Source organism: Rhodococcus tukisamuensis NBRC 100609 (assembly GCF_001894985.1).
GTDB classification, from domain to species: domain Bacteria; phylum Actinomycetota; class Actinomycetes; order Mycobacteriales; family Mycobacteriaceae; genus Rhodococcus_G; species Rhodococcus_G tukisamuensis.
Genome location: NZ_BCXG01000027.1, coordinates 25,777 through 42,542 on the forward strand (window position 1 = coordinate 25,777; position 16,766 = coordinate 42,542).

14 protein-coding genes are annotated in these 16,766 nt (G+C 69.0%); 6 read left to right on the forward strand and 8 right to left on the reverse strand.

Translation table 11 applies throughout. The features are described 5' to 3' along the window. Positions 1 to 10: 10 nt before the first annotated feature. The 3 genes from RT2_RS21105 to RT2_RS21115 all read right to left on the reverse strand — a co-directional run bounded on the left by RT2_RS21105 (position 11) and on the right by RT2_RS21115 (position 3,132). Positions 11 to 1,555, reverse strand: a complete 1,545-nt coding sequence (locus RT2_RS21105; RefSeq protein WP_072846805.1) for an AMP-binding protein — start codon at positions 1,553 to 1,555, stop codon at positions 11 to 13. Between the two features lie 85 nt (positions 1,556 to 1,640). Beyond that, the gene (locus RT2_RS21110) at positions 1,641 to 2,273 is read right to left on the reverse strand and encodes a ribonuclease H family protein (RefSeq protein ID WP_072846766.1); all 633 of its coding nucleotides are present in this window, start codon (positions 2,271 to 2,273) and stop codon (positions 1,641 to 1,643) included. Between the two features lie 58 nt (positions 2,274 to 2,331). Beyond that, complete coding sequence (locus RT2_RS21115; protein ID WP_072846767.1) at positions 2,332 to 3,132, reverse strand: crotonase/enoyl-CoA hydratase family protein; 801 nt, start codon at positions 3,130 to 3,132, stop codon at positions 2,332 to 2,334. Between the two features lie 244 nt (positions 3,133 to 3,376). Between RT2_RS21115 and RT2_RS21120 the strand changes: the two genes are divergently transcribed. Next, positions 3,377 to 4,939, forward strand: coding sequence for a trimethylamine monooxygenase (locus RT2_RS21120; protein WP_245709542.1), 1,563 nt, complete (start codon positions 3,377 to 3,379; stop codon positions 4,937 to 4,939). A 13-nt stretch (positions 4,940 to 4,952) separates the two neighbouring features. On the opposite strand, the gene ald is transcribed toward RT2_RS21120, so the two are convergent. Beyond that, complete coding sequence (ald, locus tag RT2_RS21125) at positions 4,953 to 6,056, reverse strand: alanine dehydrogenase (RefSeq protein WP_072846768.1); 1,104 nt, start codon at positions 6,054 to 6,056, stop codon at positions 4,953 to 4,955. A 124-nt stretch (positions 6,057 to 6,180) separates the two neighbouring features. On the opposite strand from ald, the gene RT2_RS21130 reads away from it, so the two are divergent. After that, positions 6,181 to 6,696, forward strand: a complete 516-nt coding sequence (locus tag RT2_RS21130) for an Lrp/AsnC family transcriptional regulator (RefSeq protein WP_072846769.1) — start codon at positions 6,181 to 6,183, stop codon at positions 6,694 to 6,696. 31 nt (positions 6,697 to 6,727) lie between these two features. On the opposite strand, the gene RT2_RS21135 is transcribed toward RT2_RS21130, so the two are convergent. Then, positions 6,728 to 8,497 (reverse strand): cholesterol oxidase substrate-binding domain-containing protein, encoded by a 1,770-nt coding sequence (locus RT2_RS21135; protein WP_072846770.1) that lies wholly within the window; start codon positions 8,495 to 8,497, stop codon positions 6,728 to 6,730. A 208-nt stretch (positions 8,498 to 8,705) separates the two neighbouring features. Here RT2_RS21135 and RT2_RS21140 point away from each other — a divergent pair, with 208 nt between their 5' ends. The 3 genes from RT2_RS21140 (at position 8,706) to RT2_RS21150 (ending at position 12,804) form a co-directional block, all read left to right on the forward strand. Then, positions 8,706 to 10,943 (forward strand): MMPL family transporter, encoded by a 2,238-nt coding sequence (locus RT2_RS21140; protein WP_072846771.1) that lies wholly within the window; start codon positions 8,706 to 8,708, stop codon positions 10,941 to 10,943. Between the two features lie 96 nt (positions 10,944 to 11,039). Continuing rightward, positions 11,040 to 11,696: a YdcF family protein gene (locus RT2_RS21145; RefSeq protein WP_072846772.1), complete on the forward strand. Its 657-nt coding sequence runs from the start codon at positions 11,040 to 11,042 to the stop codon at positions 11,694 to 11,696. A 100-nt stretch (positions 11,697 to 11,796) separates the two neighbouring features. Next, complete coding sequence (locus tag RT2_RS21150; protein ID WP_072846773.1) at positions 11,797 to 12,804, forward strand: NAD(P)H-dependent glycerol-3-phosphate dehydrogenase; 1,008 nt, start codon at positions 11,797 to 11,799, stop codon at positions 12,802 to 12,804. Between the two features lie 116 nt (positions 12,805 to 12,920). Here the strand turns inward: RT2_RS21150 and RT2_RS21155 are convergent, their stop codons facing one another. Together RT2_RS21155 and RT2_RS21160 are read right to left on the reverse strand one after the other, a co-directional pair. Next, entirely contained in the window at positions 12,921 to 13,565 is a 645-nt protein-coding gene (locus RT2_RS21155; RefSeq protein WP_072846774.1) for a hypothetical protein, read from the reverse strand. A gap of 179 nt (positions 13,566 to 13,744) precedes the next feature. Beyond that, positions 13,745 to 14,656 carry a LysR family transcriptional regulator gene (locus tag RT2_RS21160; RefSeq protein ID WP_072846775.1) on the reverse strand — a complete coding sequence of 304 codons (912 nt, stop codon included), beginning with the start codon at positions 14,654 to 14,656 and terminating at the stop codon, positions 13,745 to 13,747. Between the two features lie 101 nt (positions 14,657 to 14,757). On the opposite strand from RT2_RS21160, the gene RT2_RS21165 reads away from it, so the two are divergent. After that, positions 14,758 to 15,816 (forward strand): YeiH family protein, encoded by a 1,059-nt coding sequence (locus RT2_RS21165; RefSeq protein WP_072846776.1) that lies wholly within the window; start codon positions 14,758 to 14,760, stop codon positions 15,814 to 15,816. Between the two features lie 91 nt (positions 15,817 to 15,907). Here the strand turns inward: RT2_RS21165 and RT2_RS21170 are convergent, their stop codons facing one another. Further along, positions 15,908 to 16,618 carry a hypothetical protein gene (locus RT2_RS21170; RefSeq protein ID WP_245709541.1) on the reverse strand — a complete coding sequence of 237 codons (711 nt, stop codon included), beginning with the start codon at positions 16,616 to 16,618 and terminating at the stop codon, positions 15,908 to 15,910. Positions 16,619 to 16,766: the final 148 nt, after the last annotated feature.

Consider the following 16,766-nt stretch of genomic DNA (forward strand, 5'->3'; position numbering starts at 1 on the left):
CCCGCGGCCGCTACCCGGCCGCGGGTAGGTACCGCGCCCGCAACCGGTGCTTGACCAGCTTGCCGGTCGGGGTGCGGGGGAGGTCGTCGCTGAAGTCGATGCGTCGCGGGGCCTTGAAGTGGGAGATGCGGGCGCGGACGTAGTCCAGCAGTTCGCGTTCGAGTTCCGCGCTGGGTTCGATGCCCGGCTCGAGCGAGACCACCGCCCTGACCTCCTCCCCCATCTCGTCGTTCGGCACCCCGATCACCGCGACGTCGTACACCTTGGGGTGCAGGGTCAGGACGTTCTCCGACTCCTGCGGGTAGATGTTGACGCCACCGGAGATGATCGTGAAGGCGGCGCGGTCGGTGAGGTAGAGGAACCGGTCGCTGTCGAGGTAGCCGATGTCGCCGCTCGTGGTCCACGTCGGATGGTCGGGGTGGGTCGCGTCGTCGGTCTTGGCGGGGTCGTTGTGGTATTCGAAGGGCCGCTCCTCGCGCTCCCACCACACCGTGCCGATCTCGCCCGCGGGGAGCTCGGCACCGTCGCCGTCGCAGATGTGGACGATGCCCACGACGCCGTCACGCCCAACCGATCCCGGGTGCGCCAGTGCCTCCTCGCTGCCGATGAAGGTGACGCCGGAGCCCTCGGTGGAGGCGTAGTACTCGTTGACGACCGGTCCCCACCACTCGATCATGGCGCGCTTGACCTCGGGCTGGCACGGTGCCGCGGCATGGACCGCGACCCGCAGGCTCGACACGTCGTAGGACTGGCGGATCTCCTTGGGCAGCTTGAGCATCCGGACGAACATCGTCGGCACCCACTGGCTGTGGGTGACGCGGTACCGCTGGATCAGCTCGAGCGCCTGCTCGGCGTCAAACCGGTCCATCAGCACGACGGTGCCGCCGACAGAGTTGATTGTCCCGCAGAAGCGCAGTGGCGCAGCGTGATAGAGAGGTGCGGGGCACAGGTACACGGCGTCGGTGTCGAATCCGTACATCGGCGCGAAGACTGCGGTGTACGGGTCCATGGTCTCGCCCACCTGTCCCTCGGGCAGCCTCGGCTTGATCCCCTTGGGCCGGCCGGTGGTGCCCGACGAGTACAGCATGTCCTGGCCGCGGGGCTGGTCGTCGAGCGGTCCGGCGTCGACGCCCGCCAAGGCCTGCTCGTAGTCCTCGAAACCGGCCACCGGGCCGCCGTAGGCGAGGCGGTGGCCGACGAGCGGAAATGCCTCCGGGACAGCGGCCGTGGCCGCCGCGGCGTCCGCCGACACAATCAGCGCTCGGGCTCCGCAGTCGTTCACCACGTAGGCGGCCTCCGCCGCGGTCAGGTGCCAGTTGACCACCGTGATGTACAGCCCGGAACGCAGCGCCGCCCAGTACACCTCCAGCGCCCGCACGTCGTTGCTCGACACGAGGGCGAGGTGGTCGCCGGGCCGCAGCCCCGCCGAGCGCAGGTACCGGGCCAGCCTCGTCGAGCGTTCGTCGAGCTCGCGGTAGGTGAGCTGCTCGCCGGTGGCGGGGCGGATGATCGCGGGCTTGTCAGGTGCGGCGGCTACGAAGTTCCCAGGAAACACGTGCGACTCCTCCTCGGGTGACCGGCGTTTCGCCATGTCTACCCCAGGAGCCGCCCGCAGTCCGCCGATCGACGGGCGAGTCGGCTCAGAACAGGGTGAGCGCGTCGCCCGCTGCCGGGATGTCGAACAGCATCGGCTCCGTGGGGACCGGCGCGGAGCCCGCCTTCGCACGCGCCGGCACTGCCCGGGTGCGCGTGACGGTCTTTGCGGGAGTCGACGCCCCGGTTGCGGTGACGGAGTCGGGCGCGGCCGGCACCGGGTCCGACGCCGGGACCTTCGCGGGCGGCGCGGCCTTGACCGCGCGGGCGGCCTCACCCGCCAGCCGGTCTGCCTCCTCGTTGTAGTGGTTGCCGACGTGCCCGCGGACCCAGCGGAACCGGACGGGACCGGTCCGGTCGGTGATCGCGTCGTCGATGTCGCGAACCAGGTCGATGTTCTTGACCGGCTCGCCGGACGAGGTCCGCCAGCCCTTCCGCTTCCAACCGGTCACCCACTCCGAGGCGCACTTGATGGCGTACTGGGAGTCGGACTCGATCAGCATCGGCTCGTCGCCGGGATGCGCCCGGATGGCCTCGAGCACGGCCCGCAACTCGGCGATCTGGTTGGTCCCCGAGGGCTCTCCACCTGCGCGGCTGGGGCCCATGTGATTGACCCACGCCCAGCCGATTGCACCACCGGGATTGCGCAGGCAGGAGCCGTCCGTACTGACGATGATCACGGTGAGACACCATACGACGATCCACCGACAAACACCTCACCTGAGGTGGCGATCACGCTCACTCCCCGGTGAACTCCGGCGTCCGACGCTCGAGCATCGCCGCGACCGCCTCCTGGTGGTCCCGGGTGTGGTGCGCGAGGGCCTGCATCGACGCCGACAACTCCAGCAGGCTTTCCAGGCTCTGATGCTGTCCCTCGCGGAGCAGCTTTTTGGTCATCCGCAGCGCCTGCGGCGGGTTCGCCGCCACCCGCCGGGCCAGTTCGTGAGCGGCCGGCAGCAACTGCTCCGGCTCCACGACCCGGGACACCAGCCCCCACTCGAGCGCCGTCGCGGCGTCTACGGCGTCGCCGGTGAAGGCCATCTCCGCGGCCCGCGCCGCCCCCACCGCCCGCGGCAGGAACCAGGCGCCGCCGTCGCCGGGCACGATGCCGAGCTTGACGAAGCTCTCGGCGAACGACGCGGCCGTCGACGCGATGCGCATGTCGCACATCAGCGCCAGGTCGCAGCCGGCGCCGACCGCGGGACCGTTGACCGCGGCGATCACCGGAACCTCGCAGTGGAACAACGCCTTCGGGATCCGCTGGATCCCGTACCGGTAGCCGGTGCGCAGCTCGGCGGGGCTGCCCGCGAACATGCCCTCGCGATCGCGCATGTGCTTGACGTTGCCGCCGGACGAGAAGGCCGGTCCGGCCGCGGTGAGCACCACCACCCGGGCGGTGCGGTCGGCGTTCACCTCGTCGACGGCGGCCTCGATCGCCGCCACCATGTCGGGTTCGGAGATCACGTTGCGGGTCTCCGGACGATTCAACGTCCATGTGAGGACGTCGCCGTCCCGCTGCACTGCCAGGGCCTCGGTCATCGCCCCTCCTTCCGGTCGCTGGCCAGGGTATGCCGGTACCTGTCGACGCGCGCCCCAGCATGGTGGCAATCAGGACATTTCGCCCATCCGTCCGGGTGGTCGCGTTTGTACGCTGTCCGCCCTGGTGGGGCGCATTTCGGCAACTCCCCCACCGCCGAACAATGGCGAGGACACACAATCACCGAATTGGCCCAATCGCCGCGGTTCATGCTAGGCAGGAAGAACGGATCAACGAAACAGGGAGATGGAATTGACGCCAAGGATCGCAATTTTGGGAGCCGGTCCGAGTGGCCTCGCACAGCTGAGGGCATTCGAGTCTGCACGAAATTCTGATCCGGGGCGCATACCCGACATCGTGTGTTACGAGAAGCAGCGAGACTGGGGCGGCATGTGGAACTACACATGGCGCACCGGACTCGACGAAAACGGCGAGCCCGTGCACGCGAGCATGTACCGCTACCTCTGGTCGAACGGCCCGAAGGAATGCCTCGAGTTTGCCGACTACTCCTTCGAGGAGCATTTCGGGCGCCCGATCCCCTCGTACCCGCCGCGGGCGGTCCTGCAGGACTACATCATGGGCCGAGTCGAGCAGAGCGACGTCCGCAAGTACATCCGGTTCAACACGGCCGTGCGCTGGGTGAGCTACTCCGAGCAGACCCGGAAGTTCACCGTCACCGTCATGGACCACGACCGTGACGTCCTCGAGTCGAGCGAGTTCGACCACGTCATCGTCGCGACGGGCCACTTCTCGACGCCGAACGTCCCGCAGTTCGACGGGCTCGAGCAGTTCCCCGGCCGGGTCCTGCACGCCCACGACTTCCGGGACGCGCGCGAGTTCGCCGGCAAGCGACTCCTCCTCGTCGGCAGCAGCTACTCGGCCGAGGACATCGGAACCCAGTGCTACAAGTACGGCGCCGCCGAGATCACCTTCAGCTACCGCTCGAACCCCCTCGGCCATGCCTGGCCGGCGGGCATGTCGGAGGTCCCGCTGCTCACCGGCGTGGACGGCAACGTCGCCCACTTCCAGGACGGCAGCACCCGCGAGGTGGACGCCATCGTGCTGTGCACCGGGTACCAGCACCACTTTCCGTTCCTTCCGGACGAACTGACGCTGCGGACCAACAACCGCCTGTACCCGCGGGACATCTACAAGGGCATCTTCTTCCAGGAGAACCCCCGGCTCATGTACCTGGGCATGCAGGACCAGTACTTCACCTTCAACATGTTCGACGCCCAGGCCTGGTACGCGCGAGACGTCATCCTCGGCCGAATCCAGCTACCCGACAGCGAAACTCGGCAGCAGGACATCGAGCACTGGCGCGGCCGCGAGGAATCACTGGGCACCGCGACGGAGGAAATCGATTTCCAGGCCGCGTACATTCGCGACCTGGTGACGCCGACGGATTACCCGGAATTCCAGGTGGAAAAACAGGGCGAGCTTTTCAAGCAGTGGAAGCTCGACAAGAAAAAAGACATCATGGGATATCGAAACAGGAGCTACACCTCGACGCTCACCGGAACAATTTCTCCGCCGCTGCACGACGACTGGATGAATATCCTCGACGATTCCTCCGAGTCGTTCCTGCAGAACGAATTCTCGTCGCCCGCAGCGGCGCCGCACCCGGCCCGCACCGCAACCACGCGTCCGCATACGACCGCGCCGAGGGCGGCCGAGCAGATCACGGTGTCGCGGCCCGCCGCCCGGGCGGTCACGGGCAAACCGGTTCGGCAGCTGCCGAACCCGCGACCGGCTGCCGCCATCCGCACGGCCCGCACCGGGCACCGCGCCTCCCCCGCCAGCGCCTGACCCGGCGGGCGCGTCAGGCGGCCGGCTGCGCCAGGTACCCGTGCGCCTGCGCCACCGCGTCCGAGACCAGGATGCCGTCGTGGGTGCTCAGCCCCGCCGCCAGCGACGGGTCGGCGGCGGTGGCGCGGCGCCACCCCTGGTCGGCCAGCGCGACGACGTACGGCATCGTCGCGTTGGTCAACGCCAGGGTGGAGGTACGCGGCACCGCGCCCGGCATGTTCGCCACGCAGTAGAACACCGACTCGTGGACCCGGTAGGTCGGCGCGTCGTGGGTGGTGGGCCGGGTGTCCTCGAAGCAGCCGCCCTGGTCGACCGCGACGTCGACCAGGACCGAGCCGGGCCGCATCCGGGAGACCATCTCGTTGCTCACCAGACGCGGCGCCCGCGCCCCCGGCACGAGGACGGCGCCGATCACCAGGTCCGAGTCGAGCACCGCGCGCTCGACCTCGAACTGGTTCGAGACGATCGTCCGCACCTGACCGCGGTAGCGATCGTCGATCTCGTGCAGCCGGGCGGGGTTGAGGTCGAGCACGGTGACCGAGGCGTGCATCCCAACCGCGATGGCCGCCGCGTTCTGACCGGCCACGCCGCCCCCGAGGACCGTCACCTGCGCCGGGCTCACCCCGGGGACCCCGCCCATCAGTACCCCGCGACCGCCTGCGCTGCTCATCAGGTGGTACGCCCCCACCTGCGCGGAGAGCCGGCCGGCAACCTCGCTCATCGGGGCGAGCAGCGGCAACGCGCCGTCCGGGGTCTGGACTGTCTCGTAGGCGATCGCCGTGGTGCCCGCGGCGAGCAGCGCATCGGTGCACTCCCTCGATGCCGCCAGGTGCAGGTAGGTGAACAGCACCTGGTCGCCGCGCAGCCGCGAATACTCCTGTGCCACCGGCTCCTTCACCTTCAGCAGCAGGTCACCCGCCGCCCACACCTCGTCGACGTCGTCGAGCACCTGCGCGCCGGCGTCGGAATAGTCGTCGTCCGCGAAGGTCGAGCCGGCACCGGCTCCGGCCTCGACGAACACCTGGTGCCCGCGGGTGACGAGTTCGTGAACTCCCCCGGGTGTGAGGGCCACCCGGTACTCGTGGCTCTTGACCTCGCGGGGGACTGCGATCCTCATGACGGCTCCTTCAGGGGTGGGAGGGGCTGGTTGATCTCGACGAGCGCGATCGGCGCTGATCAAAGTATGAATTTCCATTGGTTCCATGCCTAGAAATCCGCTGGAAATTCTCTAGAGTCGGTGTATGAACCGAGAATCTTCGGCCAAGGGAGCCTCTGGTGGCCCGCGGCCGAATGATGTTCGGCAGGTCCGGCTGGACGAAGTCGACCACGTGCTGCTCGCGCAGCTCACCCGTGACGCCCGCACCCCCAACAACGCGCTCGCCGAGCTGGCCGGGATCGCGCCGTCCACCTGCCTGGCCCGCGTCCGCTCACTCGTCGAGCGGGGTGTGATCCGGGGGTTCCACGCGGACGTCGACCCCGCGGCACTCGGCCGCGACCTCGAGGCGATGATCGCGGTCCGGCTGCGCGCCGACGCCCGCCCGCACATGGCCCGGTTCGCCGAGCGGATGTCCGCCACGCCGGAGGTGCTCGACGTCTATTTCATCGCCGGCGCCGACGACTACCTGCTGCACGTGGCGATGCGGGACACCGCCGCGTTGCGCGACTTCGTGCTCGATCACCTCTCGGCCCGGCCGGACGTCGCCGCGACCGAGACCACGCTGGTCTTCGAACACATCCGACCCCGCGCGCGCAAGTAGCGGCCCGGCGCGGACGCCGGGCCACTGAGCCTCACGGAAGAAGCTTGTCCAGCAACGGGTTCGAGAAGACCCGGTGGGGATCGTGTGCGTTGTACGCGGCGCGCGCGGAGTCCCAGTTGTCGCCGGCCGGGACGCCGGCCCGGAAGGTCGCCGGGATCACCGACTCGATCGTCGGTTCGTCCACGAACCCGGCCTCGTCGGTGAACGCCCACCCCTTGGCCCACTCCGGCCGGAAGGTGGCGTAGTCGCCGCGGTAGTTCGTTCGCATGAACTGCTCCATCTCGCGGAAGTACGCGGCCTGACCGGGCGTGCCCGGGACCCCGACCACGTTCATCCAGATCGCGGTGTCCCACTCCGGATGGTCCGGCCTCGGACGGAGGGCCGAGATGGTCGGCGGACCAGCACTTTCCACCATGACCTCGGCCTGGTCGTCGAGACCGCAGAGGCGCACCTCGAACGGACCGTTGACCGGGTACCTGCCCTCGGACTGGAGCTGGCGCTGCCGCTCGTGGTGCCAGCTGGTGAACTCGTTGATCACCCGGGCGATGTTCGCCCGGCGGGTGATCACCACGCCGCCGCCGGCGTTCATCCGCACGGTGGTGGCACGCAGGTAGAACATCACGTCCTTGGACCAACCCCACAGGTCCGCGCCGTTGGTGGCGGCCAGTCCTGTCTGGAAGACGCCCAGTTGGGCCTGACCGAACAGCGGGGTGGCCGCACCGGTACCGCCGAGGATCTGAGCGAGCAGGTCAGTGACCGGCTTCGGGATCGAGTCGGCGTACGGGTAGTTGTAGGGACCGGTGACCTCGCGTGACTGCGGCGGCTTGGTCGGGGTGGGCGTCCACACCTTGAGGTACGGAGTCTCGGTGAAGGGGAACCAGATCGCCTCGACCCGACCCGACTTCGCGATGTAGCTCTCGAAGGTGCGGCCGAGTGCGCCTGCGGGGGCGAACAACTCCCGCCACGGAATGTCCGTGATCGACTCGCAGCGCATCCGGTAGTTCGGCCCGGCCTGCAGCGTCACCGAGGTGAGGAACGACCTGCCGATGTGGGTGAGCAGTGGCCGGATCCCGGCGTCCGCGCGGGTGAAGTCCCGGAGCCGGTACTGCCCCGAACCTTCGTCCCACACCACCGCGGTGAGTACGGTGATCAGGTTGCTCAGTGAACCGAAGGACGCTCCGGGGAGTACGGTTTCGCCGTCTGCCGGCAGAGTGGCGCCGTGTGCGTTGATCGCGAGAACGCCCGCGATCGAGAGCTCGCCGATGGCCGGAGAATTGGCCCAGCCAAGGCCGTGGTCCTGCAGCTGGCCGAGGATGTCCCCGAGGCTGGCGCCCGCGCCCGCCGTGACCGTCGCCGGACTGCCACCGGGATTCACCTCGATCGAGTTCAACCGGCTCATGGTGTCCACCAGCACGATGCGTTCGACGTTCTGTCCGGCCACCAGGGTCAGCGGACTCCAACCGTGCATGGTGCCGCGGGGCCGCAGGCGATATCCGTTTGCGTGGGCCCAGTTCGCGAGCCGGACCACGTCCTGCGCGTCGCGCGGCGTGGCGGTCCACACCTCGTCGAAGACGATCTCGCGAGCCCAGTTCTCGTAGCCCTGCTGGGCGAGCGGGATACCGTCGGGAAACGCCGGCGGCACCGGCAGTGTGGACTCGGGGTCGTCCGAGGACAGTGCGCGGGCGGGCGTCCAGGCCAGCGCGGCGAAGGCAGTGGCGCCCGCCGCCGTCAGGAAGCCGCGCCGGGACAGGCCTCCCGCCCGGCCACCGGCCCGCCCGGCGTCGGTGCCGTGAGTTCCCATCGAAAACCTGCCCTTCTGAGGAGTGGACGGCATCCGCCGTGCCCGACGGCAACAAGGTAGAACATGTTCCCGTCACGATGTCGGCAAACAGTCCACTCCCGCCGAATTCCCTTCTCACGCCCGACCGGATTCCGGTTTCGCGGCACCTCCACCCGTGTTCTACTGGAGCGCGTTGACCTCCGCCGTATGAGCGCATGCGAGGACACACATGACCGAACTGGACCTCGACACCGAGAACGCCCCCGCCGAACCGCCGCGCCCTCGGCGAGGTTGGCCGGTGGTCGCGGTCATCGCCCTCGCCGCGCTCGCCTTCCTGCTCGGCGGTGCGGGCGGAGCATTCCAGGGCAAACTCAGCGAGGTCCAGAAGAACGACAACGCGTCGTACCTGCCCGCGTCGGCCGAGTCCACGAAGGTCGCCAACGAGGCCGCGAAGTTCGTCACCGTCACGACCGTCCCGGGGTTCGTCGTCTTCAAACGCGACGCCGGTCCACTGACCGCGGCCGACAAGGAGGCCATCGCACGGGCCACCACCGAGGTCGCCGACGTGGAGGGCGTCGACAGGTCGAGCATGACGCCCGTCCAGTACTCGGCCGACGGCACCACCGCCGCGCTGTTCGTCCCACTGGCCGCCACCGACGCCGACGGCACCGCCGTCAACGGTGAGGCTCTCGCCCAGACCGAGCAGACCGTCATGGACACCGCGACCGCCGCGACCAGCGACACCGGACTGGTGGTGCTGCCCGCGGGTTCCGGCGGGCTGCTCGTCGCGCTGATCGACGCATTCGCCGGCATCGACGGCGCCCTGCTCGGCGCCGCACTGCTGGTGGTGGTGCTGATCCTGCTGGTCGTCTACCGCTCGCCGGTGCTGTGGTTCTTCCCGATCCTGTCGGCGGTGCTCGCGCTCGGACTGTCCTCGATGGCCGTCTACTTCCTCGCCGAGCACGAGGTGATCACGCTGACCGGCCAGAGCCAGGGCATCCTCTCGGTGCTGGTGCTCGGCGCGGGCACCGACTACGCCCTGCTGCTCATTTCCCGCTACCGGGAAGAACTGCACCGGTACCCCGACCGGTTCGACGCGATGATCCGGGCCTGGCGCGAGTCTGCCCCCGCCATCAGCGCGTCCGCCCTGACCGTGATCCTCGGCCTGCTCTGCCTGACCTTCTCCGAACTGAACTCCAACAAGGGCCTCGGCCCGGTCGCGGCGATCGGAATCAGCTGCACCTACCTGGTGATGATGACGTTCCTTCCGGTGTTCCTGGCCGTCGCGGGACGGTGGGTGTTCTGGCCCCGCATTCCCCGGGTCGACCACGCGGCGGACCTCGCGACGCACGGCATGTGGGGGCGGATCGCCGAGGTGGTCGGTCGCCGCGACCGGCCCGCGTGGATCGGTGCGACCGCGCTGCTCGTCGTGCTGTTCGCGGTCGGGATCGGCAGCCTGAGCACCGACGGGCTCACCACCACCGAGAACTTCACCAACACGCCCGATGCCGTGGCGGGACAAAGGATCTACGACGCCAAGTTCGATCCCGGCACCGGGGCGCCCGCGGTGATCACCACCAACGTGGCCCAGTTGGACCAGGTGATGGATGCGGCCGGCCGGGTCGAGGGCGTCTCGACCGCGCCCGGGTCGGTGTGCGTGCAGGTGGACTACTCGAAGCTCGCCGCCCTGACGCAGCTCTCCGGCGGCCAGCTGCCGCAGCAGGCCCAACCGGGCTGCCCCCCTTCGACACTCACGGTCGCGCCGATCGACGGCCGCACCGTCGTCAACGTCACCCTCGCGGACGCCTACGACTCGCCGCAGGCGCTGGAGACCGTCACCCGACTGCGGGCGGCGGTGTACGCCGTCCCCGGGGCCGACGCCCAGGTGGGCGGCACGTCCGCCGCCACCCTGGACGTGCAGGCGGCCTCGGTCCACGACCGCAACCTGATCATCCCCATCGTGCTCGCCGTGATCTTCGTGGTGCTGGCCGTCCTGTTGCGGGCGCTGCTGGCGCCGCTGATCCTCATCGCCACAGTGGTGCTGTCCTTCGCGGCCACCCTCGGCGTGTGCGGCTTCATGTTCACCCACGTGTTCCATTTCGCGGGCGCCGATCAGTCGTTCCCGTTGTTCGCCTTCGTGTTTCTGGTCGCGCTCGGCATCGACTACAACATCTTCCTGATGACCAGGGTGCGCGAGGAGTCGATCGGCCACGGCACCCGGTCGGGCGTGCTGCGGGGCCTCGCCGTGACCGGTGGGGTGATCACGTCGGCCGGCATCGTCCTGGCCGCGACCTTCGCGGTGCTCGGCGTGCTGCCCCTGGTGTTCCTGGCAGAGGTCGGGTTCGCCGTCGCGTTCGGCGTCCTGCTCGACACCATCGTGGTGCGCAGCATCCTGGTACCCGCGCTCTCGCACGACATCGGCAGGGCCGTCTGGTGGCCGTCCGCCCTGTCACGGTCCGGTGACTGATCCTTCGGAAGACTCGCAAAACGGTGGGCGCTACGGCACACTCGGGTTCGATTGCCGCCTCCTGCAGGAAAAGTCGCCAGCACGAAGAGGAGTCTCATGTCGCCACGGTCACGCTCGCGCCAGTTTCGTCAGGTCCTAGTCGGCACGCTGCTCGCCGCGGCCGCCGCCGCAGCGGTCCCCGGGGCCGCCCAGGCGGCATCGTCGGTCGACCCGCTGCTGTCGCCGACCACACTGGTCAACGGCGCGCTCTCCACGGTCGGCGGCTGCCAGACCCCCATCCGCGAGGTGATTCTCGCCTGCACCCGGTTGGAAACACTGACCACGCAGTCTCCGGTGGCCCTGGTGCTCAACCCGATCGGCACGAACATCGTGGTGCTCGGGGCCGGACTGTTCCCCAACGGCGCGATCCGGCCGGTGCTCGAATCCCGACTCCAGGCCACCCTCGTACTGGCGCAGCAGTTCCCGTTCACGCCGATCATCGTCAGCGGCGGAGTACCGCAGTCCGGCATCACCGAGGCCCGGGCGATGCGCGAGTGGCTGATCGCCCGCGGCATCCCGGCGGTCCGGATCACCGAGGAGAACACCTCACGATCCACCGTCGAGAACGCGCAGAACACCAACGCGATCCTGGCCCAGCGCGGTGCCACCGGGGCGGTCGTGGTGACCAGCCCGGATCACCTGCAGCGCGCCATGGTCGACTTCCGGGTCGCGGTCGGCGGACGGATCCCCATCGCCGGTGTCGTCGCGCCCTGACGCCGGCTCCAAGTTCGCAGAAACCCGCACCGCGGGCCCCGCCGCGGTGGGACCCTGAGTCGATGACGACGAGTGTCGATGGCACGCACGGTGAGTCCTGATGTCGCGGCCGGTGCAGGTGGTCGTGCTGGGGGCCGGGTCATGGGGCACCACGGTGGCCGGCCTGGCCGCCCACAACACCCCGACCCTGCTGTGGTCCAGGAGTTCGGCGGCGGCGGAGGAGATCAACACCGAGCGCCGCAACTCGCGCTATCTCGGTGACCGTGAGCTGCCCGCGGGCCTGCGGGCCACCGACGACATCATCGAGGCCGCCAGGGCGGCCGACGTCCTCGTCGTCGGGGTGCCCTCGCACGCCATCCGCAGCACCCTGAGCGAGATCAGCAACGAGGTCCGGGCGTGGGTGCCGGTGCTGTCGCTGGCGAAGGGGCTCGAACCGGGCACCCGCCAGCGCCCCACCGAGGTGATCGCCGAGTGCCTGCCCGGCCATCCCGTCGGCCTGCTGGCCGGACCGAACATCGCGCGGGAGATCGCGGACGGCATGGCCGCGGCGGCCGTGGTCGCGACCCAGGACGACCGGGTGGCCAGCGCCCTGCAGCCGTTGTTCGCGTCGTCCGTCTTCCGCGTCTACCGCAACACCGACGTCCTCGGCTGCGAGCTCGGCGGGGTGCTCAAGAACATCGTCGCGATCGCGTCGGGCATGGCGGACGGACTGGGCGTCGGCGACAACACCCGGGCCATGGTGCTCGCGCGCGGGCTCGCCGAGATGACCCGGCTGGGCGAGGCCATGGGCGCGGACCCCCGCACGTTCGCCGGCCTCACCGGCGTCGGCGATCTCATCGCCACCTGCATGAGCCCGGCGTCCCGCAACCGTCGGGTCGGCGAGGCGCTCGCCAGGGGATTGACCGTGGAACAGGCGGTCGCCGAGCTGGGCCAGGTCGCGGAGGGGGTCAAGACCGCGCCGACCGTCATGGAACTGGCCCGCGACTTCGACGTCGAGATGCCCATCGCGGCGGAGGTCGAGGCCGTCGTCGCGGGCCGTCGCACCCCCGCGGATGCCTACCGAGGCCTGCGGAAGGTCGCCCCCGGGGACGAGCACGACATGGCGTGAGCGGCAAGGGCCGCCCGGGAAGTCCCGGACGGCCCTGTCCACGCTCGAGTCGCGTCAAGCGAGCGAGCCGAGCCCAACGGGCTCAGACGCGATCACCCGACATGGTCGTCCGCCCACTACTGGCCGCTACTACCGAAGCCATCCGACGAGCCCGATCCGGCGGCGATGGCAACGGACAAGCCAATCGGATTCCACCCCAAGCCGCCCTCGTGACCAGCCACGTCGAAGGTCACGCCAGTGTCGAACACGGCACCAATCTGCGCAGACTGCGGGACACGGTAGGTGACCCTGAACTCGATCCATCCGTGCCCAGCGCCAGGGGCGACCGACCACCCGGCCCCGGGAGCCACGACCGAGACCGTTCCCGAACCAACCTCGGGAGTGGTCGGGATCACCTCGTAGGAGAGGTAGGGGACGTTGGGGTCACCCCCCACGATCGCGAGTTTGGCGCTGCCCGGAACGTACTCGAGGCCGGCCGGCGCGTGATCTGTGATGCGAGTAAGGATCCGCTCGTCGCCGTCTTGGACACGGAACGAGTTGTGGATGGTGAATTCTTCGCCGGGAGCGACGTACAGGGTCGTGCCGGGCTGGCCTGCCGCGCCCTTCAGGACGTCGATGTTCTCAAAGGACTTGGATACCGCTGGGCCCGAGGTGGTGTCCTGATTGGCTGCCGCGGTACCGGACCCGACGGCGAGACCACCGGCCAACATGGCCGAGGCGAAGACTGCGGATGCGACCCGGCGCATCGTGGAACGAAACATGTACGAACTCCATTCAGTAGGGATGCTCACGCGGCACCGGTACCGATGAATCCCCCCGGCCCCGAACACGTGTCGCGCCATCCTATGGCCGGGCGCCCAAATCAGTCCCGGAATCCGAATACTGTTGCCGCGCTTACCAAGTCGTTCAACACAACGGAAGGTCCGGGAGACCCCGGGCGTCATTCGCTCCGTTCGTTCGCCGTCCGCCGCACCAGCCGCACCAGATCACCGGCAGGTCCCTCGAGCTGACGCGGCGGCTTCCACACCGCCCGCAGGACCCGGTCGAGGTCCAGGCCGGCCACCTCGATGACCCGCAGTTCGCCCGACCTCACCTGCTCGCTGACCGCGAGGGTGCTGAGAACCGCGGGACCGACACCGGCCAGCACGCTGGTCCGGATGGCCGCTGCGCTGCCCAGTTCGAGCAGCGGCGCGGCCCGGGTGTAGTCCTGCAGGGCCAGGTCGAGGGTCGTCCTCGTGCCGGACCCGGGCTCACGAACCACCAGGGGCGTCGTGGCCAACTCGGCGATGGTGAGGGGCTTGCGGCGGCGTGCCCACAGGTGGTTGGGGTGCACGACGACCACCAGTCTGTCGCGCGCCACAGTGAGGCTGTGCAGCGTACGGGGGACGGTTGGCGACTCGACGAACCCGACATCGCATGTCCCGTCCAGGACGCCCTCGATCACCTGGGTCGAGTTGCGGACCTGCAGGTGGATGGTGACATCGGGGTTCAGGCTCCGAAACTGCCCCAGCCAGCCCGGTATCAGGTGTTCGGCCACCGTGTTGCTCGCACTGACCGTCAACTCTGCGGCGCGCTCGGTACGCAACCCTTCGGCCACGTCGAGCAGCTGGAGCGCGTCCGCAAGCACTTTTCGCGCCCAGTGCGCGATGACCGTCCCCTGCGGCGTCAGGGTGGAACCGGTCGGCTTGCGCTGCACCAGCGACATCTCGAACTGTCGCTCGAGCTGCTTGATCGCCCGGCTGGCGTTCGGCTGCGCCATGCCGGCGACCCTGCTTGCGGCACTGAGACTTCCATGATCGTCGATACCGACGAGCAGCTCGAGGACGGTGATCTCGGGCCATCTTCGGGTCATGCATTCAGGCTATACCCGAACGCCAATGCATATCAATACGATATTGAGCGTTAGTAAACTTCCATCTACCGCAACGTGCCGACGTAGCGGACCCTTGAACTATGCCCAGCAATTTGAGCGACTCCGCGACCGAGCAACGGTCCGCTGTCCCCGCCACCTCGACCCCGCCGGCCCCGGCAGGAAAGGCCGACCTGCTCCCGGGACTGGCGCTCTGCGCCGTCGGCGCTCTGCTGGCAATGGGAATCGGACGGCTCCTGCCCACCGTGAGCCCCCTGCTCATCGCCATTGTCGGCGGTGCGGTGATGGCCAACCTCGTCAAGCTGCCCGCGCGCCTCCGTCCGGGACTGACCTTCTCCTCCAAGCGACTGCTGCGCGTCGGCATCGCGCTGCTCGGGTTGCAGCTGATGTTCAGTGACATCCTCGGGCTCGGCTGGGGCGTGATCGCGGTGGTCGTGGCGATCGTCGTTCTCGGCATCGCCGGCACCATGTACGCCGGCAAGCTCCTCGGGCTGTCCTGGACGCAGCGGGTGCTCATCGCCTGTGGGTTCTCGATCTGCGGTGCGGCCGCCGTCGCCGCCGCCGACGGCGTGGTGAACGCGAAGGAAGAGGAGCTGCTCACCGCGGTCGCGCTCGTCGTCATCTTCGGCACCCTGATGATTCCGACCGTTCCGCTCCTGGCGAGCCTGTTCGGGTTGAGCAACCTCGACGCCGGCATGTGGGCCGGCGGCTCGATCCACGAGGTCGCCCAGGTGGTTGCCGCCGGCACCGCAATCGGCGGCGGCGCGCTGGCCGTGGCCACGGTCGTCAAGCTCGCCCGCGTGCTGATGCTGGCCCCCGTCATGGCATACCTGAGCCTGCACACCCGGCGCACCTCCGGAGCCTCGTCCGCGGACGTGAAGCGCCCGCCGCTGGTTCCGCTCTTCACGGTGGCGTTCCTCGGCTGCGTGGCACTGCGCTCGACCGGCCTGCTCCCCGACGCCTTCCTCGACGTGGCCAAGCTCGTGCAGACCGCGCTCCTGACGGCCGCGATGTTCGCGCTGGGCTCGAGCGTGCACGTGAGCGTCATCCGCGGCGTCGGTCCACGGCCCTTCGTCCTCGCCGCACTCTCCACCGTGTGGGTGGCGACGATCGCGCTGGTCGGGGTGTTGATCGTCGGCTGATCCATGAGTCACCGGCGCGGTAGCGAACTGCGCCGAACACATCGAGGGCCGCCCGGAGAGTTTCGGGCGGCCCTCGATGTCTGACGCGTTGCTAGCTGGCGCTCTTGAGGGCGCTGCCGATGATGCTGCCGATGAAGCCGGCCGGATCGGTGATGACGGCCGAGCCCGCAGAGCCGGAGCCGCCCTCCGTGTCGGCGGAGCCGAAGCCGAGATCGGCGGAGCCGGAGGTCGCGCCCTCGACGATGTTCTTGCCGCGAACCTTCACGGTTGCCAGGTCGCCGCACACCTGGGTCGTCTCGAAGAGCGAGACGTCGAACTTCGACCCGAAGGCGTGCTCGGCGCCCACCTTGGCATCCTTGGGGGCCAGGTAGGTGGCCTCGAAGGTCACGGTCTTGTTGCCGGTCGGGGAGAGCAGGTAGCCGGCGTCGGACACGGTGATGGTGTTCGCGGAGGCCTGCACGGACGGCTCCACATCCTTGGTCTTCTGCCCCGACAACAGGGTCCAGGCATCGACCGTCGCGGTACCCCGGACGTAGGAGAACCCCTCGGGATGAACATCCACGAGCTTGTTCAGGTAGCGCTCCGGATGCCCGGTCACCGAGAACACCGTACGCACCCGCACCTCGCCACCCGGTGCCACCTCGCCGTTGTTGAGCACCTTCTTCGACACCGTCAGGTTGTTCGTGTCGCAGGAGCCCTCCGGAACCGCAGCCGCGCTACCGGCACCCAGGGACATGCCGCCAACAACAAGGGCGGTGGCGGCGACGACGGACGCGGTGCGACGCATCGAGTAACGGGACATGCAGATCTCCATTCGGGTGACACAGGGTAAGAACCCATGCTAAACCGAGCGTCCGCTTGGTTTGCTGCCGGGTCGCTGTCGCGCCCTCCGACCCACAGGCACCAGAAAGGGCCGCCCGGAAGTTCCCGGGCGGCCCTCACCGAGGCAC